The sequence below is a fragment of the Fusobacteriaceae bacterium genome (genome assembly GCA_031272775.1).
GTDB lineage: Bacteria > Fusobacteriota > Fusobacteriia > Fusobacteriales > Fusobacteriaceae > JAISST01.
In genome coordinates this window covers 1-21,786 of record JAISTB010000025.1, presented here as the reverse complement: position 1 = coordinate 21,786, position 21,786 = coordinate 1, and the positions used below count along the sequence as shown (strand labels likewise).

22 protein-coding genes are annotated in these 21,786 nt (G+C 53.6%); 6 read left to right on the top strand and 16 right to left on the bottom strand.

Annotation, left to right across the window (positions count from 1 at the left end):
- Nucleotides 1–37: 37 nt before the first annotated feature.
- The 9 genes from LBQ97_06355 to LBQ97_06315 form a co-directional block, all read right to left on the bottom strand.
- Nucleotides 38–919: a DMT family transporter gene (locus LBQ97_06355; protein ID MDR1832331.1), complete on the bottom strand. Its 882-nt coding sequence runs from the start codon at nucleotides 917–919 to the stop codon at nucleotides 38–40.
- Nucleotides 920–948: 29 nt separating this feature from the next.
- Entirely contained in the window at nucleotides 949–1,626 is a 678-nt protein-coding gene (locus LBQ97_06350; protein ID MDR1832330.1) for a hypothetical protein, read from the bottom strand.
- Entirely contained in the window at nucleotides 1,616–2,803 is a 1,188-nt protein-coding gene (locus LBQ97_06345; GenBank protein MDR1832329.1) for a class I SAM-dependent RNA methyltransferase, read from the bottom strand. The genes LBQ97_06350 and LBQ97_06345 overlap by 11 nt, the downstream gene beginning before the upstream one ends.
- Nucleotides 2,781–3,914 carry an AI-2E family transporter gene (locus LBQ97_06340; protein MDR1832328.1) on the bottom strand — a complete coding sequence of 378 codons (1,134 nt, stop codon included), beginning with the start codon at nucleotides 3,912–3,914 and terminating at the stop codon, nucleotides 2,781–2,783. Before LBQ97_06340 ends, LBQ97_06345 begins: the two co-directional genes overlap by 23 nt.
- 29 nt (nucleotides 3,915–3,943) lie before the next feature.
- Nucleotides 3,944–4,363, bottom strand: coding sequence for a NusG domain II-containing protein (locus LBQ97_06335; GenBank protein MDR1832327.1), 420 nt, complete (start codon nucleotides 4,361–4,363; stop codon nucleotides 3,944–3,946).
- The gene (locus LBQ97_06330) at nucleotides 4,360–5,268 is read right to left on the bottom strand and encodes a phosphatidylserine decarboxylase (GenBank protein ID MDR1832326.1); all 909 of its coding nucleotides are present in this window, start codon (nucleotides 5,266–5,268) and stop codon (nucleotides 4,360–4,362) included. Before LBQ97_06330 ends, LBQ97_06335 begins: the two co-directional genes overlap by 4 nt.
- A gap of 1 nt (nucleotide 5,269) precedes the next feature.
- A complete protein-coding gene (locus LBQ97_06325; protein MDR1832325.1) occupies nucleotides 5,270–6,784 on the bottom strand; it encodes a nicotinate phosphoribosyltransferase in 1,515 nt (504 codons plus the stop codon).
- Nucleotides 6,785–6,807: 23 nt separating this feature from the next.
- Complete coding sequence (locus LBQ97_06320) at nucleotides 6,808–7,440, bottom strand: hypothetical protein (GenBank protein MDR1832324.1); 633 nt, start codon at nucleotides 7,438–7,440, stop codon at nucleotides 6,808–6,810.
- A 134-nt stretch (nucleotides 7,441–7,574) separates the two neighbouring features.
- Nucleotides 7,575–8,039 (bottom strand): MaoC family dehydratase, encoded by a 465-nt coding sequence (locus LBQ97_06315; GenBank protein MDR1832323.1) that lies wholly within the window; start codon nucleotides 8,037–8,039, stop codon nucleotides 7,575–7,577.
- A gap of 504 nt (nucleotides 8,040–8,543) precedes the next feature.
- On the opposite strand from LBQ97_06315, the gene LBQ97_06310 reads away from it, so the two are divergent.
- From LBQ97_06310 to LBQ97_06290, 5 genes are all read left to right on the top strand, one after another.
- A complete protein-coding gene (locus LBQ97_06310) occupies nucleotides 8,544–9,350 on the top strand; it encodes an enoyl-CoA hydratase/isomerase family protein (GenBank protein ID MDR1832322.1) in 807 nt (268 codons plus the stop codon).
- 88 nt (nucleotides 9,351–9,438) lie between these two features.
- Nucleotides 9,439–10,992 (top strand): 3-oxoacid CoA-transferase, encoded by a 1,554-nt coding sequence (locus LBQ97_06305; protein MDR1832321.1) that lies wholly within the window; start codon nucleotides 9,439–9,441, stop codon nucleotides 10,990–10,992.
- A gap of 110 nt (nucleotides 10,993–11,102) precedes the next feature.
- A complete protein-coding gene (locus tag LBQ97_06300; GenBank protein ID MDR1832320.1) occupies nucleotides 11,103–12,497 on the top strand; it encodes a GntP family permease in 1,395 nt (464 codons plus the stop codon).
- Nucleotides 12,498–12,623: 126 nt separating this feature from the next.
- Nucleotides 12,624–13,769 carry an acyl-CoA dehydrogenase family protein gene (locus LBQ97_06295; protein ID MDR1832319.1) on the top strand — a complete coding sequence of 382 codons (1,146 nt, stop codon included), beginning with the start codon at nucleotides 12,624–12,626 and terminating at the stop codon, nucleotides 13,767–13,769.
- Nucleotides 13,770–13,954: 185 nt separating this feature from the next.
- Complete coding sequence (locus tag LBQ97_06290) at nucleotides 13,955–14,083, top strand: type II toxin-antitoxin system RelB/DinJ family antitoxin (GenBank protein MDR1832318.1); 129 nt, start codon at nucleotides 13,955–13,957, stop codon at nucleotides 14,081–14,083.
- Nucleotides 14,084–14,091: 8 nt separating this feature from the next.
- Here the strand turns inward: LBQ97_06290 and larE are convergent, their stop codons facing one another.
- From larE to LBQ97_06260, 6 genes are all read right to left on the bottom strand, one after another.
- Nucleotides 14,092–14,919, bottom strand: a complete 828-nt coding sequence (gene larE / locus LBQ97_06285) for an ATP-dependent sacrificial sulfur transferase LarE (protein MDR1832317.1) — start codon at nucleotides 14,917–14,919, stop codon at nucleotides 14,092–14,094.
- Nucleotides 14,920–14,984: 65 nt separating this feature from the next.
- Nucleotides 14,985–16,328, bottom strand: a complete 1,344-nt coding sequence (gene larC / locus LBQ97_06280; GenBank protein MDR1832316.1) for a nickel pincer cofactor biosynthesis protein LarC — start codon at nucleotides 16,326–16,328, stop codon at nucleotides 14,985–14,987.
- On the bottom strand, nucleotides 16,325–17,101 hold the full coding sequence (gene larB / locus LBQ97_06275; GenBank protein ID MDR1832315.1) for a nickel pincer cofactor biosynthesis protein LarB: 777 nt from the start codon (nucleotides 17,099–17,101) through the stop codon (nucleotides 16,325–16,327). Before larB ends, larC begins: the two co-directional genes overlap by 4 nt.
- Before the next feature lies 1 nt (nucleotide 17,102).
- Complete coding sequence (locus tag LBQ97_06270; GenBank protein ID MDR1832314.1) at nucleotides 17,103–17,792, bottom strand: energy-coupling factor ABC transporter ATP-binding protein; 690 nt, start codon at nucleotides 17,790–17,792, stop codon at nucleotides 17,103–17,105.
- Complete coding sequence (gene cbiQ / locus LBQ97_06265) at nucleotides 17,792–18,598, bottom strand: cobalt ECF transporter T component CbiQ (protein ID MDR1832313.1); 807 nt, start codon at nucleotides 18,596–18,598, stop codon at nucleotides 17,792–17,794. Before cbiQ ends, LBQ97_06270 begins: the two co-directional genes overlap by 1 nt.
- Before the next feature lie 6 nt (nucleotides 18,599–18,604).
- On the bottom strand, nucleotides 18,605–19,624 hold the full coding sequence (locus LBQ97_06260) for an energy-coupling factor ABC transporter permease (GenBank protein ID MDR1832312.1): 1,020 nt from the start codon (nucleotides 19,622–19,624) through the stop codon (nucleotides 18,605–18,607).
- Between the two features lie 372 nt (nucleotides 19,625–19,996).
- Between LBQ97_06260 and LBQ97_06255 the strand changes: the two genes are divergently transcribed.
- Nucleotides 19,997–21,505, top strand: coding sequence for an ABC transporter substrate-binding protein (locus LBQ97_06255; GenBank protein ID MDR1832311.1), 1,509 nt, complete (start codon nucleotides 19,997–19,999; stop codon nucleotides 21,503–21,505).
- A gap of 50 nt (nucleotides 21,506–21,555) precedes the next feature.
- Here LBQ97_06255 and tuf read toward each other — a convergent pair.
- The coding region (tuf, locus tag LBQ97_06250; protein ID MDR1832310.1) for an elongation factor Tu at nucleotides 21,556–21,786 on the bottom strand (231 nt) is incomplete at its 5' end.

Sequence of the window (21,786 nt, the reverse complement as noted above, 5' to 3'; positions counted from 1 at the left end):
TTGGTTTCTATGCGTATATACAACATCTATACGACGTCTATACGGATTCCTCCCGCCCGCGGTTGTAGAGGAACATCCAGACCGCCATGGAGCAGATGATCAGATAGCCCAGCCAGCTGTAGACGTCCGGAACCTGATTGAAGAAGAAAAAGCCGATAATCGCGGAAAACAGGATCTGGGAGTAGTCATAGACCGAGATCTCCCGGGCGGGGGCGTATGTGTACGCGGCCGTGATCCCGAATTGTCCCGAGGCGGCGAAGGCGCCCGCGGCGATGAGGCAGATCAGCTGCCGGGCCGACATCGGATGATAGTCAAAGATGAAGAAGGGCAGCACGACCAGCGTTGAAAACAGGGAGAAGAAGCCTACGATAAAGGGGCCCTTGAGGCCTTTTTTCCCCATGACCCTGACGGAAGTATAGGCCAGACCCGCGAGGAGGCCGCCCATAAGTCCGATCAGCGAAGAGCCCGCGTCCATATTGGTAAATGTGGGCTTTACGACGAGCATGCTGCCCATAAAAGCGAAGATGACGCTTAAGGCCTGCACGAGCGTGACTTTTTCCTTGAGCAGGAAAAGGCTGAACACCACCGCGAAGAACGGGGACATTTTGTTCAGCATGGACGCGTCGGCGAGGACGAGATGGTCCACGGCGTAAAAATTGCACCAGATCGCTACGGTTCCGCAACCTGCCCGGATAAACAGATGCTTCAGCGTACCGGGGACGATCTTCATGGGGATGCGGTCTTTCACGATGAAAATCACCGAAACGACCAGCGCCACGGCGTTCCGGAAAAAGCTCTTCTGGATCGAGGGCAGATCGCCGCTCAGACGGATAAAGATATTCATCATGCCAAAGGACAGAGAGGAAATGATGATACAGACAATACCTTTCGTTTTGTTGCTGAGAGTCAACTTCGTCACCTGCTTTGTAAGAGTTTATCGGTAAAGGGTTATTGCGTGTTCTGTTTGCTTTTTTTTTCCGGTTTGCCGGCCGCCTTCAGGCGGAGGGCGTCTGCGGCCATGGTCCCGAAAATCTCATAGTACCATTTTTTCTCGAGCTTGTTCCGGAGTTCTTTCAGTTTGTCCTCCGTTTCGAGGATCTCCCGCTCCGTTTCCAGATAGCGGCGGCGAACGGGACTCAGTTGTTCGAGAATTTTCATCTGGGTCTCTTCCTGGATCGCGTCGGCAAAGCGCTTATTGAGCTCTTCTTCCCGGGTAAGGAGAAGGGCGGCCGCGCCGAGCAGTCTCGCCTTTTTTTCGGCAAGTTTTTCGGCCTGGGTTTGAAAGAGTTTTTTCATGACCTCGGCCCCCGAGCGGTTTCGGTGGTTTTCCCTGAGCGCCATGCGGGCCCGGACAAAGTCTTCCGTGAGACCGTGGGCCTGAAGGATTGCCCCGATATGGGTCGCCACGGTCCCGAAGGCCCCTTCGTCCACCTGGGCGTCGAGAGCTTCGTCCGCGAGGGCGAGCCAGATTTTTTCGTATTTGGGGATGACTTCGGTTTTCAGCCGCTCCAGCGCGTCGGTATCCTCTTCCCGCGTATAATCATGATATTTTTTATCTATTATGCTGAAGACCTGTAAAATTGCCTCCCGGGCAAAAGCGACCGACCCGGGTCCGTCATTTTTCATGGACGCTTTCCTTTCCGGCGGCGGGATCCGACCGCCCCGGCTTTTCGCCGTAATATTGGTAATAATAGCACTTGATGCCGCCGTTATAGAGCTTGCGGTTTTTCGTGGCTTTTTTTCCGAAATTTTGCTCGAAATCCTCGTCCGAGGTGATGACATAGCAGGACCAGCGCGGAATTTCCGTCCGGCAGACCTTTCCCAGGGAGCGGTACAAATCCGCCGCTTTTTCCCGGTCGAGAAGCCTGTCGCCGTAGGGCGGGTTCGTGATCAAAACGCCGTAGGGCTTGCCCGGGCTGATTTTGGCGAAATCCATGGTATCCCAGCGGATGTCGTCATGGACGCCCGCGCGTTTCGCGTTTTCCTGCGCCACTTTGAGAACGGTCCCGTCCATATCCGAGGCGCGAATGTCGAGGATTTTGTCCCTGTCTTCGGCGGAATAGGCCTGATCCCTGGCGTTTACCCAGTATTCCTGCGGGATGCAGCGCCATTTTTCCGAGGCGAAGCGGCGCTCAGCCCCGGGCGCGATATGTCTCGCGATGAGAGCGGCCTCGATGGCGATGGTCCCCGTGCCGCACATGGGATCGAGAAAAGGCGTATCTCCGTTCCAGCGGGACAGCAAGACAAGAGCGGCCGCCATGGTTTCCTTGAGGGGCGCCTCATTGATGAGCTTTCTGTAGCCGCGCCGGTGCAAAGGTTCTCCGCTCGTGTCGAGCAAAACCACGAAGACGTCTTTGTTCGCCTGGATCCGAATCGCGTAATTGGCGCCGGTTTCGGGAAAAATCTCTTTGTGATAATGGGCCTTCAGGCGCTCCACCATGGCTTTTTTCACGATCTTTTGAATGTCGGACTTGGAAAAGAGCTTCGATTTGACTGAGCTGACCCAGGAGACCGGAAACGCGCCGTCGATATCGATAAAATTCTCCCAGGGCAGTCTTTTGATTTCCTGAAAGAGCTCTTCAAAGCTAAGCGCAGTAAATTCACCCATTTTGACATAGACCCGGTCCGCGCAGCGCAGATTGATGTTGGCCCGGGGAATCAGGGACAGGTCCCCGGAAAATTCCACCCGGCCGTTGACGGTCACGATGTCCGCAAAACCGAGGGCGGCGCATTCGTCCCGGACGACGGACTCGAGTCCCATGGTAGCCGAAGCCGCAAATTTACAGGATGTTTCCGTCTTCATTCTCCTCCCTCTTTTTCAAAAACTTTTTGTAAATCTCCCGTATGGCGCAGAGTACCGGCACCGCGAAGATCATGCCCAGAGGACCGAACAGGCTCCCGCCGAAGAGAATCGACAGAATGATCCAGAACGAGCGGATTTCAAAGTCCTTGCTGGCGATCCTGGGGCCGATCACCCAGGAATCGAGGAACTGCGCGAGACAGATGGCCACAAACATCCAGATCACCTTGCCGGGCTCGGAGACGAGGACGAGGAAAATCGACACAACCCCCGAAAAGATTGACCCTACATAGGGAATCAGGTTCCCGATAAGCACAAGCATCGAAGAAAGCAGCGCGTAGGGGACCTTGGCCAGGAGCGTGACCGTAAGGACAATGCCCGCCACCAGGAGCGAGGCCACGACCCGACCGCCGATATACTTGATCATAAATTTTCGCGAGCGGTCGGCAAAAGCCAGAATCGTGTCGCCCAAGGTCTTTCCGAACACGATTTTCAGAATATTGTGGATCGTTTTCACAAAGTAGTTGGGATCGAGGAGAATCAGTGATCCGAGGAAAAAACCGATGAAGAATTTCGTGATGGCCACGGTCCACCAGAACATGTTGAGGACGAAGGAAAAGCCGAAATCACGGATTTTGCCTAAGTTGCGGCGCACAAAGGACGTAATGGTCTGTTGCAGCTCGTCTTTTCCGATCAGTTCAATCTCAAATTTTTCGAGAAGCGCGAAAATCTTGTCGAGATATTTGCCGATCTGTTCCTGGATATAGGGAAATTTGTCGTAGAGCTCCTTGCAGCTCTGGATGATTTCCGGGATTACGATATAAATAAAACCGATGATGAAGAGAAGAAAAACCCCCACGGTAATCAAAACCGCCGGCCAGCGCTCCGTTTCCTTCATCCCGAAATGGGTCTCGATTTTTTTGACGATGGGCTCCAGAAAGACCGCCGTAAAAAGCGCGTACAGAAGCGGCGTGAAATAGCCGATATACTGCCGGAAAACCACGCTCACCTTGTCGTATTGCTGCAAAAAACTCTGGATCAGGATAAAAAGAACGCCGATCAGGATAATCTTTAAAAAGGGGATTTTTTTGTTGCCCTTCATGTTGTCGTCCACGTTTGTACTCCCTGTTTCTCAATAAATGACTATTTCAGAATAATATCGATATTGTCGTCGCTGCCCGCGGCGGCTTGGCCTGCGGTCGCCGCGCCCGCGATCTTGATCACGAGCTTGTCGGGCACGCCGATAATGGTCTCGCCGGGATTCTTGATCCAGCCCTGCTTGACGCAGAGTTTGAGCGGGGAATTGGATGAGGTGACCCGAACCATGCGGTCTTTGAACTTGACGTTGACGCCTCCCAAGGGAGTATCCACAAAGAGATCCGACTCCTCGACCTTGAGGGGGAGCACGTATTCGAGCTTACCCGCAACCCAGATCTCTGCCTTGCCCGCCTCCACAGGCTTCATGCGAAAGGCCTTTAAGGCCACGGTTCCGAGAATCACGAAAAGGATCCCGTAGAGGATCGGATCGCCTTTTCTGAAGTATTTTCCGCTGTGTTTGGTCATAGGCGCAACCCCTTCCCGATGCCCTCGCCCATGAGGACCTTTGTCTCGAGGCCTTTTTTTGTATTGTCCAGCAAATCGTCGTCCAAGACGACGGCGTCTTTTTCCGCGACGAGGATAACCGTGGATCCGCCGAAGGAAAAATATCCCTTTTCCCGGCCTTTATTGACGGCAATCCCCGGCGTAAAGGTCTGGGTGACGGCGCCCACCATGGTGGCGCCGATTTCAAAGATCGCGAGGACCCCCGCGGTCTTGGTTTCAAGAAGCGTCAGTTCCCGCTTGTTTTCGCAAAAGATCGAAACCCGCTCTCCGACGGCCCAGGGGGAAACCGAGAAGTACGCCCCGGGGATTTTCTCCGCGGGGCCCGGAAGGCCCGCCAGCGGAAAATGAAAACGGTGATAATCGACGGGAGCGAGCCGGATCAGGATAAGCGCCCCTTCCCGGTAGCGCTCGGCCGTCTCTTCCTCGCCAAATAAGGCCGCCGCCGTAAGCGGTCTCCCTTTGACGAAAAGCGTCCCGATGTCCGAGAAGCGCTCAAAGGCGAGGATTTTCCCGTCGGCGGGGGAAACGAGCCGCTCTTCCCCGCCGGCCACGGGTCTCGCGTCCGCTTTTAATTTCCGGCTGAAAAAATCATTGAAGGACGAAAAGGCGTCGACGGATTTGACGGACTCCTCCATGGAAATGCCGTAGCGCTTGACAAAGGGGGCGATTTTTGCCCGGGAACGGGGGCTGTCCATAAGCCTGCCGTACAGGGCCGAAAGCCCCTTTCGCTTCACGAACGCGTGGAGCGGGAGCTTTCCCAGGGGATTGCGGTACAAAAACCGAAGCCAGCGCTCTCCCGGCGTGTCCTCTGTCAGGATTGTCCCGGTCTTTCTGTCGATATAGCGGATTTCCGTCATGTTTGACATTCTAGAGATGCTCCCCGGCTTTGATTTCTTTGATCAGGCCGTATTTGAGCCGGATCAGGTCGTTGCTGAGATCCACTTTGTAGTTGTGGGGATTTTCCAGTCTTTGCCGCTCCTTGGAGAGCGTCGTGAGATTATCGAAATAGTAGCGCTGGGAGGCCAGGATGTCAAAGAGGGCCTCATAATTTTCCCGGATGATCTCCCCGCCCTTCACATAGGTTTGCGTCAGTTTTTTCGACGTATAGGATCCGGCCTTGAGCGTACTGTTTTTGAATTCGTATTTTTCGTCCCGGATCTTGATCGTCGCGTTTTTCGCGAGTTTCTCCCTGTCGCCGTCATTTCTCGCGAGCGTAATCAAATCGGCGTAGGCGAGGCCGTCCTTGTCATAGAGCCGGTAGACCTCTTTGAATCCGGGGTTTGAAATCTTGATGATGTCTTCGGACAGCTTGATCACGGGCTTATTGTCGATCTCGACGATCTTGTACACGCCGCCGAAGCAGGGCCAGGATTTGCTGACCGCGATGGCGTCCCCGACGCCGTAAATATCCACGCAAGCGCCCTGTTCCTTCAGGGAGCGGATCAGCTCCTCGTTGAGGGAATTGGTCAGGAAAATTTTCGCTTTTTTGAGGCCCGCCCGGTCCAGGAGCTCCCGGCATTTTTTCGACAAATAGGCCAAGTCGCCCGAATCGATCCGGACGCCGTAGGAACCGGGATAGGAGTCGTCTATACCCGCGTCTTTGAAGGCCTGGATGGCGTTCCGGATGCCCGTATCGACGACGTTGTAGGTATCGATCAGAAGGATCAGGGAATTGAGCTTTCGGTCCTTCCGGTGCTTAATAAATGTATCAAAGGCCAGCTTTTCGGCCTTGCTTCCGACGCCGAAGGCCTGCACGAAAGAGTGGGCCATGGTCCCGACGCTGGGGAGGCCGTATTTGTATTCGGTCATGATGTTGCTGTGGCTGGCGCAACCGCCGATGACGGCGGCCTTGTTGCCCGCGATGGCGCTGTCAAAGCCGTGGGCTCGTCTGCTCCCGAAGGAGGAAACCGGCACGGGCCAGGCGGCCCGGGTCACCCGGGAGGCCTTTGTGGCGATGGCCATCTGCATATTAAGGATGTTTAAAATCGGCGTTTCAAGGATCTGGGCCTGGATCAGAGGCGCCTTCACCGTGATCACGGGTTCGTTGGGATAGGCCAGTTCCCCGTCCCGGAAGGCGTAGATGTCCCCGGTAAATTTGAGCCCGCAGAGATAGTCGCACAGATGGGGCTCGTCGATCAGTTTTGAAAAATATTCGCGTTTTTCTGCTTCCGGCGTCGTATTCAGGATGTCGATGAGCCTGACGATTTCCTGTATGCCGGATACAACGGCGAAACCCCCGTCTTCGGTCTTCCGGAAGAAGACGTCAAAGACCGCCTCCATGTTCTGCATTTCTTCCATCAAAAATACATCGCTTTCGGTGTACTGATACCGGTCAGAATTGATGACCCGGGCAAACTCCGTCAGAACGACATCTTTTGTCATGAAATCCCCCTTGATTGCTTGTTTTATTTTGTAAAAACCGGCTTGACCGCATCGAGGATCGCGTCCGGATTGTCTGTTTTATTCGGTTTTGGTACATTCAGTCTGTACCATTTTTTGAGATTCCCGAAAATGATGGCTTTGGCCGAAAGCGGCAGCTTCAGCTGCGGCCGACCGTAATTGTCGGCGAAGACAATCAGCGGCAGAACCGTTACGGGCATTTTTCTTTCCCTCAGGTAGCCTTCGGCCCCTTTGCATTTGGCGAGAAGCGCCGTCAGCGGGTTTTTTACGGTCTCACGCTTCTTGTTGTCCAGGATTTCCCAGGTCTTCCCCTCGGTCTCGCCGGTGGCGAAGAGTCCCCACCAGAAGACTTTGATGAGCACAAGGGCGTTTCCCGCGGCAAATACGGCGTCGCAAGCGGGATTTGCTTCCGGCCCCGCGTCGGCCGCCACGTCGGCGAAACGGCCCTTCCCATGGGATAAGCGGGCAAGCCGCTTTTCGATTTTCGCCAGGGCGTGGGCCCGGGTTCTCCTGCCGCGCATGAACAGAATGATCAGCGTAAAAAGCGCCGCTCCCAGGAGGAGCATCATGATCAGGGGAATCGCTTCCCGAAAAGAGTGGATTTTCCAAAGTTCAAATTTAAAACCGCCGAAATTCATCAAATGCCCCCGCTAAAGTTATGGTTTGTTCTGTTTCGTTTTCGTAATTCACCATATTTTACCATAAAAATGGAAAAAGAAAAAGAAAAATGTATGAAAAAGGGCCGCCGCCCGAAGGTCGACAGCCCGAAATCTTATTTTTTCGCCGGTTTGTTTGCCATTACGGCCGCTTCGCCGTCTATGACGAGCTCGCCGCGCTGGTTCACAATGGTCGTGTGCATGTAAAGGATCCGCTTCTCGGGAATGATCTTCGTCACCTCGCCGGTGGCCGTGATCGTGTCGCCGAATTTCACCGGCAGCAGGAACTTGCAAGTCTGACTCAGATAGATGGAGTCGGCGCCCGCGATCAGCATTCCCACGATGGTCGAGAAAAAGGAAGCCGTCAGCATGCCGTGAACGATTCTTTCGCCGAAACGGGTGGTTTTGGCGTATTCGGCGTTCACATGGACCGGGTTGATGTCCCCGATCAGGCCCGCGTACGTATAGACGTCGCTCTCGGAAATCGTCTTGGTAACACTTTTTTTCATACCTACAAAGATCTCATCAATACTGTAACCGCTCATGTTCAAACTGTTTTCGTCCAGGGTTGTACACAACATTGTTATCATCCTCCTCTGATTTTCGGGAATCATATCCCTTTCTTGTCACGATAGGATATTATAACGGATCGCGGAAAAAGTCAATAGCGGGAGAAAAAAATATTTAAACCGTAACAAAATAGGGCAAAATTGGAAAATGGGTAGAAAATTGGCATAGCGTGAATAAAAAAAAGGCGTTTTTCCCTGTCCCGACCTGAAACAAAACCTGACAGTATGTGTGAAAACAGGAATTTATGGGGTAAAATATGGCAAAAAATTTTTCAATAAAGGATTGACAAATTTCGTGACTTGTGGTAATAATTATTACAGAGTCTGAATTTTCCAAAAAAAGACCTGATGTTATTTTTTGGCGGTAAAAGGGATTCTCAATGTCGTTAAGGCGCTACAATGATGAAATTTATTCCTTAAAGTCATGAAGGGAATTCCTGTGTCAAATCCGGTATGGCAGTAATGTTGTAAACGGTACAACATTTATATTACAATTTTTAAAAGGAGGATAAAATTATGAGTATTGAAGAGAAGAAGTTTGAGAAATTGCTGGTCAGTGTTGAGGAAGGCATTGCGGTCATCACGATCAACAATCCCCCCGCGAATTCTCTGGGAACGGTTGCTCTGACGGAACTGAAAGAAGTTCTGGACGAAATCGCAACGAGATCGGACATCAAAGTCGTTATCACGACAGGCGTGGGCAAGTTCTTCGTAGCCGGCGCGGACATCAAGGAAATGGTCAACGCCAGCCCGCTCGAAGGCAGAAAAATGGCTGCCCTGGCCCACTACAACTTTGAAAAACTCGAAACCATGCCCCAGGTTACCATCGCCGCGGTAAACGGCTTTGCGCTTGGCGGCGGCTGCGAATTCGCCATGGGTTCCGACTTCCGCTACGCTTCCGAAACGGCTCAGTTCGGACAGCCCGAAGTAAATCTGGGCACGATCCCCGGATGGGGCGGCACACAGAGACTGCCGAGACTCGTTGGAAAGGGAAGAGCGAAAGAAATGATTTACACCGCCGACATGACATCCGCGCAGAGAGCTTATGAAATCGGCCTGGTAAACAAAGTTGTTCCGGGCGACGGCGCCGCTCTGCTCGAAGAGTGTAAGAAGACGGCGAAGAAGATCATGACCAAGAGCCTTGTTGCGGTTTCCTTCGCGAAATCCGCCATCAACGCCGGACTGGACGTAGATCTGAAGACCGGATGCAAGTACGAATGCGACCTCTTCTCGCTGACCTTCGCGACCGAAGATAAGAAAGCCGGCATGACGTCCTTCGTAGAAAAGGGAGCGAAAGCGCCCGTAGATTTCCCGGGAAAATAAATCACGCACGCGCATAACCGAGGAAAATCGCGGCGTTTTGCGGAACCCGCAAAAGAACGAAGAAAAAAAAGGACAGGAGTGAAAAATTATGAGAACAGTACCCGTAATTACGGCCGCGCAAGCGGCGGAATATCTGTATGACGGATGTACGTTTTCCTGCGGCGGCTTCGTAGGCAGTGTCAATACGGAAGCCCTGTCGACCGCCATCGGAGAACGCTTCAAAACCACGGGAAAGCCCACGGGCTGCACGTATTTCTTTATCGCCGGACAGGGAAAGACCGGCGCCGGATACGCGGCGGACCATTTTGCCTATGAGGGCTTCCTGAAGCGGGTTGTAGGAGGACATTACAACCTGATCCCGGGCATCAGCAAGCTGATCCTGGACAATAAAGTGGAAGGATACAATTTCCCCCAGGGAACTCTGGCGCAGTTGACCAGAGACATTGCGGCCCACAAACTGGGCACGCTGACCCATGTCGGGATGAACACCTACGCCGACCCCATCAACGGCGGCGGCAAGCTCAACAGCATTACGAAAGAAGATCTGGTTGTCCGGGTAAACATCCTCGGGCAGGACAGACTGCTTTACAAGGCTTTCCCGATCGACGTCGTATTTCTGCGGGGGACCTATGCCGACGAAGCCGGCAACGTCACCGTTGAACACGAAGTCGCGACCATTGAGGCCACCTCACTCGCACAGGCGGCCAAGAACAGCGGCGGAAAAGTTATCGTGCAGGTTGAAAAACTGGTGGAAAGAGGAAGCCTCGATCCGAAGCTCGTCAAGATCCCCGGCATCTATGTGGACGCCATCGTCGTAGTCGAAGACTACAAGCTGCGCGAACAGTGCTACGACAAAGCTTACGATCCGGCCCTTGCCGGTAACGCCCGGACGCCTCTGGGCAGCGTTGCGCCGGCCAAACTGGACGCCAAGAAGATCATCGGCAGACGCGGCGCCCTGGAACTGGCGGAAAATACCGTCGTGAACCTCGGCATCGGCGCGCCGGAATACGTTTCGGCCGTGGCCAATGAAGAAGGCATCGGCGACTACATGACGCTGACCGTGGAAGCGGGACCTGTGGGCGGCGTGCCCGCGGGCGGCACCCAGTTCGGCGCTTCGTTCAACGCGGAAGCCATCCTCGATCAGTCCGTACAGTTTGACTTCTATGACGGCGGCGGCATTGACCTGGCCTTCCTGGGTCTCGCGGAAGCCGACGAAATCGGAAACGTCAACGTAAGCAAATTCGGCCCGAGACTGGCCGGTTGCGGCGGATTTATCAACATCACGCAAAACGCCAAGAAAACGTTCTTCCTGGGCACATTTACCGCCAAAGCGGCCAAAATCAAGACCGGAGACGGAAAACTTACGATCGTGGAAGAAGGAACCGGCGTAAAGTTCAAGAAACTGGTAGAGCACGTGACGTTCAGCGGCGAATACGCCAAACAGGTAAAACAACCCGTAAAATATATTACGGAACGGGCCGTATTCGAACTGAGAGCCGACGGATTGTACCTGACGGAAGTAGCCCCCGGCATCGACGTTCAGACGCAGGTACTCGATCTGATGGATTTCAAGCCGAAGATCGACGGACCGAAACTCATGGACGAAAGAATTTTCAAAGATGAGGTAATGGGACTGAAATAAGTACAGCAATGAGTGATTTACTTCAAAAAACATTTCATTTCAAATGATGCCGATACGGGAAACCCACAAACTATATTAATCGGCACCATCCTTAAAGGAGGATAGGTTAAATGAACGTTTTGGTATTAGTGATAGCATTGATTCTATTTGGCGTTCTGGCGTTCAAACAGATGAGCGCTCTGATTCTCGCGCCCTTTGTTAGTATATTCGTACTGCTCTGCGCATTCGCGCTGGGCGATCCGAATATCCCCGCCGCGATCCAGGCGGCCAGCAAGACCGCTGACGTCGGCATTCTTTCCGGATTGCAGCTGCTCTTCATGGCCGGAGCCGCGAATTATGTGAAGAACTACTTCCTCGTATTCTTCGTAGGCGCCTTGTTCGGCGCCGTGTACCAGGCGACCGGAGCGGCGGAATCCATCGCGCGGTGGATGAGCGCCAAAGCCAGAGACAAATTTGTAGCGCCCATCATTATGTGTATTACAGGCGTTTTGACATTCGGAGGCATCAGCGGATTTACGGTATTCTTCGTTATCTACCCCATCGCGCTGTCGATGTTCAAGAGAGCGAACCTGAGCCGGAAACTCCTCCCCGGAGCCATTTCCGCCGGAACCTGGACCTGGTCCATGACCGCGCCCTGGTCCCCCTCGATTCAAAACGTAATCGCCATGAGAAGCTTGGGAACACCGTCCTTTGCTGCCCCCATCGCTTCCTTCATCGCGACTGTCGGCGAATTTATCCTGATTTTCTGGTGGTTGGAATACAGAGCCAGAAAACTCACAAAGCAGGGTTACTACTTTGACGACCCGAGACTGACCTATCAGCTGTCGCCCAGCGAAATCGACGCCGGAACCGACAAAGAGCTGCCGTCTCCGTTCAACGCGTTCCTGCCCATTATCCTGATGCTGTTGTTCTTCAACGCGCCCAAGAGCTTGCCGATCATCGGAAGCTTCTTCTCCCAGAAAGTTGAAAACGCCGTATTCTTTGGAATTCTGCTTGCGGTCGTAACAAACTTTACGAGAGTAAAAGAAGGCATGAAGGGCTGGCTGAAGGTATTCAACAAAGGCGCGGCCGATTCCGGCGTGGCGATCCTCAATACGGCTATCGTCGTAGGTTTCGGATCCATCGCCCAGAATACGCAGGGATTCAAAGATCTCGTGAGCGGTCTGCTGAAATGGAACATCTCCCCGCTGATCTTCGTAATGATTACGGTTGCCGTGTGCGCCGGAGCTTGCGGATCCGCGTCGGGCGGTATGTCCGTTGCCTTCAACGCCCTGACCGATACCTTCAAGGCCCTCGGAATCCCGCTGGAATATGTACACAGAATCGGGGCCATCGCCGCCGGTACCTTGGATACATTGCCGCATCAGGGCGCGCAAATCACCCTGCTGGGTATTTGTAAGACAACGCACAAGGAAGCTTACTGGGATATTTTCGTAACACAAATCGTGATGCCTTTCGCAGCTCTTGCGATCTTCATCCCGCTGGCCGCTATGGGTATCATGTAACCAAAAGAGGAAAAACGCAGCACAGTTCCAAAACACTGCAAAAAAGGGAATTACCGCCTGCCTTTTCCCATGAGAAGGCAGGCGGAGGGGTTAACTTACACTTAAAATTGAATAGAAGGAGGAAAAATGGATTTTTATTTGAATGAGGAACAGTTGGCATTTCAGGCGGAAGCCGCAAAATTCGTGAAAGAGGTTGTAGAACCCGGCATTCTGGAAAGAGACGCCAGCGGTGAATATCCGAAAGAAGTCTACAAGCAGCTTGGCGCCAAAGGCTACATCGGGCTGCCCTATCCGAAAGAATATGGCGGAACAGGCAAATCCTATCTCGAGTACGCCATTGCCGTAGAAGAAGTTTCCAAAGTTGACGCGGCGCTGGGCATTTCCTACTCCGTATCCACATCCCTGTTCGGCGGATCCATCGACAACGGCGCTTCCGAAGAACAGAAAAAAGCTTATCTGCCCGCCGTATTGAAGGGCGAAACCTGGGGCGCTTTCGGTCTGACCGAAGCCAACGCCGGTTCCGACGCGGGTGGATGTACATTGTACGCCGAGAAACAAGGCGACGACTTTGTCATCAACGGCATGAAAGTGTTCAACACAAACGGACCGTTGGCCGATCACTATGTGATTTTCGCCCTGACGAAACTGGGCGAAGGCTCCAAGGGACTTTCCGCTTTCTTCGTAAAGAGAAGCGAAACCCCCGGATTCACCATCGGTAAGATCGAGAACAAAATGGGTATCCGCACGGCGCAGGTATCCGAGCTGATCTTCGAAAACGCCAAAGTACCGGCCAAAAACCTGTTGAACGGCGAAGAATTCAAAGGATTCAAGGTTGCCATGAAGGCGCTTGACGGCGGACGTATCGGCGTTGCCGCCCAGGGTCTCGGAATCGCCGAAGGCGCTTACGAAAAAGCCGTTGAATATCTGAAAGTTCGGCAGCAGTTCGGAAAGCCCCTGTTCAAGAATCAGTATATCGCCTTCAAGATGGCCGAACTGGCAATCGAAATCGAACAGGCGAAATATCTCGTTTACAAGGCCGCCATCGACAAATCCACCGGAAAACCCTACGGGGATTCCGCCGCGAGAGCGAAATTCGCAGCGACCAACGCCGCGATGCATGTTTCCACGGAAGCCGTTCAGTTCCTCGGCGGAAACGGATACATGAAAGATTACCATGTTGAAAGAATGATGAGAGACGCGAAGATCACCCAGATTTACGAGGGAACGAACGAAATGCAGAAACTCATCGTCAGCGGTTCTCTGTTCAGATAATCCTCACATCAACTTAGCCATAGAAAACGCATCCGCAACCGCAAAAAACCCCGGAGAGTCACAGTTTGCCGGGGTTTTTGTGGCGGGGCAATCACGGACGGGCCGATATGCGTCCCGGATCTTCAAGCTGTAGCCCTGCTACATCGGCGCGTCCTGGACGCGTTTCAGCAACGGCTATTATACGAATGGCAACGATACAAGTACGCATAGACGAAAAGACAAAAGCTTCTGTCGATTCTTTATTTTCAAGTCTTGGAATGGATACCTCCACTGCGGTCCGGATGTTTCTTGCGGCAGCGTTGTCTACTCAATGAGATTCCCTCTATTTCGCGAAAACTTGGTCCGGCGTAAGCGTCTCGTTCATACTGCCCGTCCGGTAGCCCAAGAGGTCAAGGGCAATATAAGTATACCCGATTTCCTTGAAAGCGGCGTGTACTTTTTTTCTTGTCTCAAAATCCATGAGCGTCCGAAAGCCCGCTTCGTCGGTCTCGATCCGGGCGAGATTGCCGTGGTGGCGAACCCGGACCTGCCGGAGCCCCAGATCCAGCAACAACTGCTCGGCCCTGTCGATCATGCCGAGTCTTTCGGCGTCGATCCGCTCTCCGTATGGAAAGCGGGACGAGAGGCAGGCAAAGGATTGCTTGTCCCAGGTCGGAAGACCTATCCGCCTTGATAATTCCCGGATCTCTTCTTTATGGAGCTCCGCGTGGCGCAGGGGGCTTTTGACGCCCTGTTCTTTGACGGCAATGAGCCCCGGCCGGTAGTCTCCGGCGTCATCCATATTGGAGCCCTCTACGACCCAGGCGACGCCGTTTTCCCGGGCCACGTCCCAGATCTTTGTGAAAAGCTCATTTTTGCACAAATAGCAGCGGTTCACGGGATTTTGAGAAAAGCCTTCAATGTCCAGTTCTTCCGAATCGCAGAGAAAATGGCGGATGCCTTCCTTTTCGCAAAAAGCGACGGCTTCGTTCAATTCCCGCTTGGGAAAGGAACAGGAACGGGCCGTGACCGCGATGGCCTTGTCGCCAAGCTCGTCATGGGCCGTTTTCAGCAAAAACGTGGAGTCCACGCCGCTTGAAAAGGCCACGGCGACGCTTCCCAACTCCCTCAGATACGCTTTCAGTTTTTCATATTTTTCCTCTAGTGTCATGATATCTCCTTTCTTCCTGCAAATTTCCCCTGCTGTTCGCTGATCGCTCTCCTTGTCGCAATCCTTCATTTCTTCGCGAGGGCGAGGATTTCCTCATAGGACAATCCGCTCTTTTCAGCGATTTTTACCACGTCCTCATATTCCGCCTTGCTTTTGGACGTCCCGTACCCGCTGCTTTTCTTGATCCGGATGTCGCCCCAGGGGGTCTTAAGCGTCTCAAATTCCCGCTTCAGCATGAATTTTTCGCAGATCTTTTTCCGAAGCCCCAATGTTGTGGTGTGCCTCAGGATCAATTGGGCAAAGTGATTTGCTTTTTCCGCTTCGCACAGGCAGGTCAGCAAAACGCCGGGCCGGTTTTTTTTCATTTGAATCGGGGAAGTATAAACGTCGAGGGCCCCTTCCCGAAACAGCAGATCCATCGCGTAGCCCAGCGCTTCGCCGGTCATGTCGTCCAGATTGCAGGTGAGTTCCGCGATGATTTCATTGGCGGCTGTCCCCTCGGCCGTCTCTCCCCAAAAGGCCCGGACGCAGTTGACGGCCGCAAATTCCTTCGTTCCCATGCCGTAACCGGTTTTCGTGACGCGCATGACGGGTTTGTCGCCGAATTCCGTCGCGAAATAGCGCAATAACGCCGCCCCCGTAGGGGTACAGAGTTCGCCTTTTATGCCGCCGCCGTAATTGGGGATTCCCCGCAGAATCAATTCCGTCGCCGGCGCCGGTACCGGCAGAAGACCGTGGGCGCAGCGTACAAAGCCGCTCCCCGTATGCACCGGAGAGACAACGATGCGCTCGGCGGCGAGTTGTTCCATCAGGAGGCAGACCGCGGTAATATCGGCGATGGCGTCCAGTTCCCCCACTTCGTGAAAATGGATTTGTGCGACGGGCTTTCCGTGGACGGCGCTTTCGGCTTCGGCAATAATGCGGTACACCGCGAGGACGTCTCGCTTCACTTTGTCCGACAGCGGAAACGCGTTAATTTTTTCGGTAATATCGGCCATGGAGGAATGACTGTGATGCGCGTGATGGTCATGCTCGCGCGCATGCCCTTCGTGATCGTGGATGTGTTCATGTGTATGTTCATGATCGCGGACGTGCTCATGTTTCTCATGATCGCGGATGTGTTCATGAACGTGCTCATGTTCTTTCATGTGTTCAGGCTTCTCGTGTTCATGTTTATGTCTAAATTCATGGGCGTTCGCAGATTCAATTTCGCCGTCGATTTTTACGGATACATGGGTTCCCCGGATTCCGGAACGGGTCAGCGTTTCCGCTTCCATCCGGACCCCCGGAAGACCGAGGGCGTTGATTTTTTCCTGAATTTCATCGGGATTTTCGCAAATTTCCAGCAGCGCCGCCGTCAGCATATCGCCCGCCGCCCCCATATTGCATTCGAGATAGAGCGTTTTCATCGGATCCCCTCCATTTGATTGATGCGGCTGGCGAGAAAGCCCGCGCCGAAGCCGTTGTCGATGTTGACGACGGAAACGCCGCTGGCGCAGGAATTGAGCATGGCCAGCAGCGCCGAAAGTCCCCCGAAGCTTGCCCCGTAGCCCACGCTGGTCGGGACCGCGATGACAGGACAATGGACAAGGCCGCCAATGACGCTGGCAAGAGCGCCTTCCATGCCCGCCACGGCCACAATGACCCGGGCGTGGATCAGGTCCTCATGCCGGGAAAGAAGCCTGTGCAGCCCCGCGACGCCGACGTCATAGAGTCTTGTGACTTTGTTTCCGAGGGTCTCCGCCGTCAGAGCCGCCTCTTCGGAGACCGGAATGTCGCTGGTCCCGCCGGTGGCCACAACGATATTGCCTTTTTTTTCAACGCTGTCGTCGGGAAAGACCACCGCCAGACAGGGCGCCGCGTGATAGATCAAGGCGAACCCTTCGGCCGTCAGATAATCGACCGCTTCCGCTGATACGCGGGTCAGCAGGATATTCTTCATGCCGTTTTCCCGCATGTCGCCAAGAATCCCCGCGATCTGTTCCGGCGTTTTTCCTTTTCCGAAAATCACTTCGCCCGCGCCCTGCCGCAGCGGCCGGTGATAATCGATCCGGGCGTAGCCCAAATCCGAAAAAGGTTTCAGCTGAAGTTGATCGAGCGCGCCTTCGGGGCTCACTTCCCCTGTCTTTACCTTTTGCAGCAAATGCAAGATTTCTTTTTGATTCAGCAGTTCTTTTGCCATATCAATAAAATTCCTCCAGAATTTTTTTGCTTTTGAGAACGGTCTCGGTCTCTCCGAGAGCGATTATTTTTCCCTTTTCCAGCGCGACAACCCGCCCGCAGAGTTCCTCCACAAAGGGTATATCGTGACTCGCCACAAGGATCGTATGCCGGAGCGTCTTCAGAAACGACAGCAGTCTGCGCCTGGCCCCGGGATCGAGAAAGGCCGTCGGTTCATCCAAAAGAAGGATTTCGGGGTCCGACACGAGGGCCGTGGCAATGGCCGCCATGCGCTTTTCCCCGTTGGAGAGCTTCAGCGGCGAGCGTTGCGCCAAATGCTCGATACCGAGTTCTTTGAGGATCCGCGCCACTTTTTCCCGGACTTCCTCTTCGGGGAGACCCGCCGAACGCGGTCCGAAGGCTATATCCTCGTAGATGTCGGGCATAAACAGCTGATCGTCGGGGTCCTGGAATACGAAACCCACCTTCCGCCGGAGCGCCTCCAGATTCTTTTTCTCAAGCCGCAGCCCGGCCGCCACGACTTCCCCCTCCGCAGGGAGTATCCCCACAAGGGAAAGGAAAAGCGAAGTCTTGCCCGCGCCGTTATTGCCGATGATCCCCGCGATCTCCCCTTCGCTTACGGTCAGATTGAAATCGGAAATGGCCCGGGTCCCGTCGGGATAGGTTACCGACAGATGTTCAATGGTCAGCATCACTTCCCCCCGAAAAGCGCACCAACGGCGCCGGTTAGATCCCAAAAGCGGAAAATGAGACAAAAAACGCAAACCAGGACGAAATAAATCATGTCCCTTCGTCCAAGCCCCAAGCGAGGCCGCGCTGGAGTTTTTCCGCCGTAACCCCTGAGCTTCATGGCCGCCCAGACCCGCTCCGCCCGGTCGGCGCTCCGCAGAAACAGCTGTCCGGCGAAACTGCCCGAGTGCCTGATATGGACGCCGTTCTTCCCGGCGCCGCGCAGGTTGTAGGCCAATTGCATTGTACAGGCCTCTTCGATCAAAAGGCCCGCGTAGCGGTAGACCATCTCCAGGACGGAAACGAAAATCTGCGGAATCCCTGCGGAACGGAGCGCCCGGGAAAGTCTGCATACGGGCGTCGTCGCCACAAGGATCAAGACCGCCGAGACCGAAAGCAGCGCCTTGCAAAGTATCACGAAAAACGAGAGCCAACCGTAGCTGAGGGAAAGCCCCGCCAGCAAAACCGCCTGTCCCTTTTCGAAAAACACGTTGGAAAGACCTGCCAGAAGACAAAAGGGAAGGGCGAGAGCCAATCGCCGGAACAGCAATCCACAAGGCGTCTCCGAAAGGGAGAGCAAAATCGCGGGATAAAAGAAAAAGGGGATGAGCCGCCCCGGTTCATAACGCCCGCAGGATACGACCGCGACCACGAAAACAAGCGCGCCCGAAAACTTCGCCAGCGGGTGCAGACGATGAATCAGGGTCTCTTTGCGGGAAAGACATTCGAGCGAATAAATCTCCCGGATCTTGCTCCGGAAATCGGCCATGGCGCGTTAATCCTCCTGTTTTCTTTTTTGTTTTTTCAGCGTGGCTATGAGAAATCCCGTCCCGCCCGCGAGGGCAAAGACAAAGACTCCGCCGAGGATCCCCGAAAGTGAGGTCCCGGCGGCGTTTCCCTCGTCGCCGGCGTCTTTAAACGTATAATCCGGGAGAATCGCGGATTTTTCTTGGATTTTCGCCGCAGATTCCAGTACCGGATCCTCCCTTTCCAGCTCCGTCGTCCCCGTGATTTTGGCGATGGACCACTCGAGACCGTCGGGCAGGCCCGAGGCGAAAAGCGACAGCAGCCCGCCGGTAATGACCGTAAAGACGCCCAAAACCGCCAGCACTTTCTTGAAAGAAATCGCGCCGTCAAGCGCCTTTTGGCGCACGGCGCTCTCAAGAATCTCGGGCCGCATTTTCCGGACAAAATTGAGGATGAGTCCCGTAACGACCCCTTCCACAAGGCCGATGGCCAGATGGATCGGCAGCATCAGGAGCAAAAATGTCCCGAAGGGAAGGGCGGTAATGCCCGAGGCCTTCGTTTCCGCAACCACCGCGAAAGCACCCAATTGCAAGCTCATTACGACGCCGAGGATCGCCGTCAGATTGATTTTTTTTGTTGTGAATCCATTTTTGAGGATCGGCCTGACCAGAAGCGGCCAGATCAAAAGGCAGGGAATGGCCCCCATATTGAAAATGTTGCTCCCCAGGGCCAACAGCCCTCCGTCCGCGAAAAACAGGCACTGGATGAGGAGCACGGCCGCCATCGTCAAAAAGGCCGGATAGCCGCCGATCAGGGCCGAAAGCAAAATTCCGCCGCCGATGTGGCCGCTGGAACCTGTGGCCGGTATAGTGAAGTTGATCATTTGCCCCGCAAAGACAAAAGCGCCCGCCATTGCCATCAGGGGAACCTTTTTTTCCGAAAACTCGTCTTTTTTGATTTTCGCGACCGATATTCCCGCGCAGGCGCTGCTGACCGCGCACATCATGCCGCCGACCGCGGGGGATAACAAAGCGTCCGCCATATGCATAGGGTCCCTCCTTCAATAAAAAATACCATGAAAAATCAATTCCGGCGTCTTCCGCGCCACATACCTTCATGGTACCGCTCCAGTCTGTCGTTTCAAGTTATTCCATCGATGATTCAAAGCTTTGCGTCTTCGTATCTTCCTGATACATTCCTAATTCTATTATACCCCTTTACGGCAAAAATGGCAAGGAGGTTTTTGAAAAACATGCCGCTTTGAACGAAATTGAACAAAATCGGAACAAAAAAGAATTTTCTTTCCCGCAGGGGCAAAAAAGTCTTGAAATTTGTTGAAAAATAGGCTAAAATTCGTTTATATTTATTTTTTATTCTCTTAATCCTTATTTTTTAATACTTTTTATAACCGGGGGGTTATATGAAAAAAATCTTAAAAAGCGTTCTTTTTACTTTTGTATTGCTCTTTTCATTTTCCGTCGCGCTCTTTTCCAAGGCGACGCCCGACATGCTGGTCATTGCCCAGCAGGCGGACCCGAAAACGCTGGATCCCGCGGCGACCATCGACGTTTACTCCCACAATGTCAATCTGCAAATTTATGACAGGCTTTTTGACTGGGGAGACGGGATGAAGCTTGAAAACAGTCTGGCCGAGCGCTATGAGCAAAAAGATCCGGTGACGCTGTATATCAAGCTCAGAGAAGGGGTAAAATTCCATAACGGCGAGGAACTGACGGCCGAAGACGTGAAATTTTCCCTGGAACGGGCCTCCAAGGCGCCCTCGGCGCTGACCTATTTTGCCAGCATCGACCGGGTGGATATCTTGAGCAAATATGAGGTCAACATCGTTACGAGCAAGCCCTACGGCCCGCTGATCAATTCTCTGGCCCATGCCTGCGGCTCAATTCTCAACAAAAAATATATTGAATCCGGCGATCCGAATATGTTTTTTGAACCGATCGGAACCGGACCCTTCAAGTATGAATCCTGGAAAGCCGGAGACAAATTTATCCTGAAAACGAACAAGGAATATTTTAACGGCGTCCCCGAGTTTGAGGGCATAATCTTCCGCGTGATTCCCGAAAGCACAAACAGAGTCATTGCCCTTGAGACAAGGGAAATCGACATGGTCCTGAATATTGACCCCATCGACGCGCAGATTATTGAAGCCTCCGGCCATTTAAAGCTGATCACAAAGCCTTCCGTGGCGCTGCTCTATGTGGGGATGAACTGTGAAAAAGGCCCCACGGCCGACGTTCGCGTACGACAGGCCATCGTCCTCGCCACAAATACCCTTGATATCGTGGATAACGCTTTCCAGAAGCGGTCCACGCCTGCCTATTCGGTCATTCCGCAGGGGGTTTTAGGCTATGAGGAATTGCCGCCTTATGAGACAAACATTGAAAAAGCGAAAAAACTGATGGCCGAAGCCGGTTACGCCGACGGGCTCAAATTGAAATACTGGACAAACGAAACCCAGACCCGCAAAGACTCCGGCATCATCATGCAGGAGCAATTGAAGGCCATCGGCATTGATCTTACGATCGAAATCCTCGAATGGTCGGCTTATCTCGACAAGCTGAGCAAGGCCGAGCACGACATTTATATGCTGGGCTGGCCCGGGGGCGCCGATCCCGACGGTTGTCTCTATCCGCTGTTCCATTCCAACAACAAAGGTTCCGCCGGAAACATGTCCTTCTACAGCAATCCCCGCGTAGACGAATTGCTGGATACGGGCCGCTCCTCGGTGGATCCGGCTGTCCGTGAAGCCGCCTACAAAGAGGCCGCCAAAATCATCCGGGACGAAGTTGGCGTCTTCGCCATCGTCGTTCCCACATCCATGCTGGGTACCCAAGACTACATCAGCGGATTCTTCGCCTACCCGACGTCCATGCACTTCTTCCGGAAAGTCAAGAAAAATATAAAATAAGGAAACTTAAAAAAGGGCCGCTGCGTACGCAACGGCCCTTTTTTGCCGGTTTACTTTATGATCTCGGCTACAACGCCCGAAGCCACTGTTCTGCCGCCTTCGCGGATCGCGAAACGCAGCTGGGTTTCCATGGCGATCGCGTGGATCAGTTTGATCGTCATTGTGATGTTGTCGCCGGGCATTACCATTTCAACGCCTTCAGGCAGATTTACTTCGCCGGTGATGTCCGTCGTCCGGAAATAGAACTGGGGTTTGTAGCCCGTAAAGAAAGGCGTATGCCG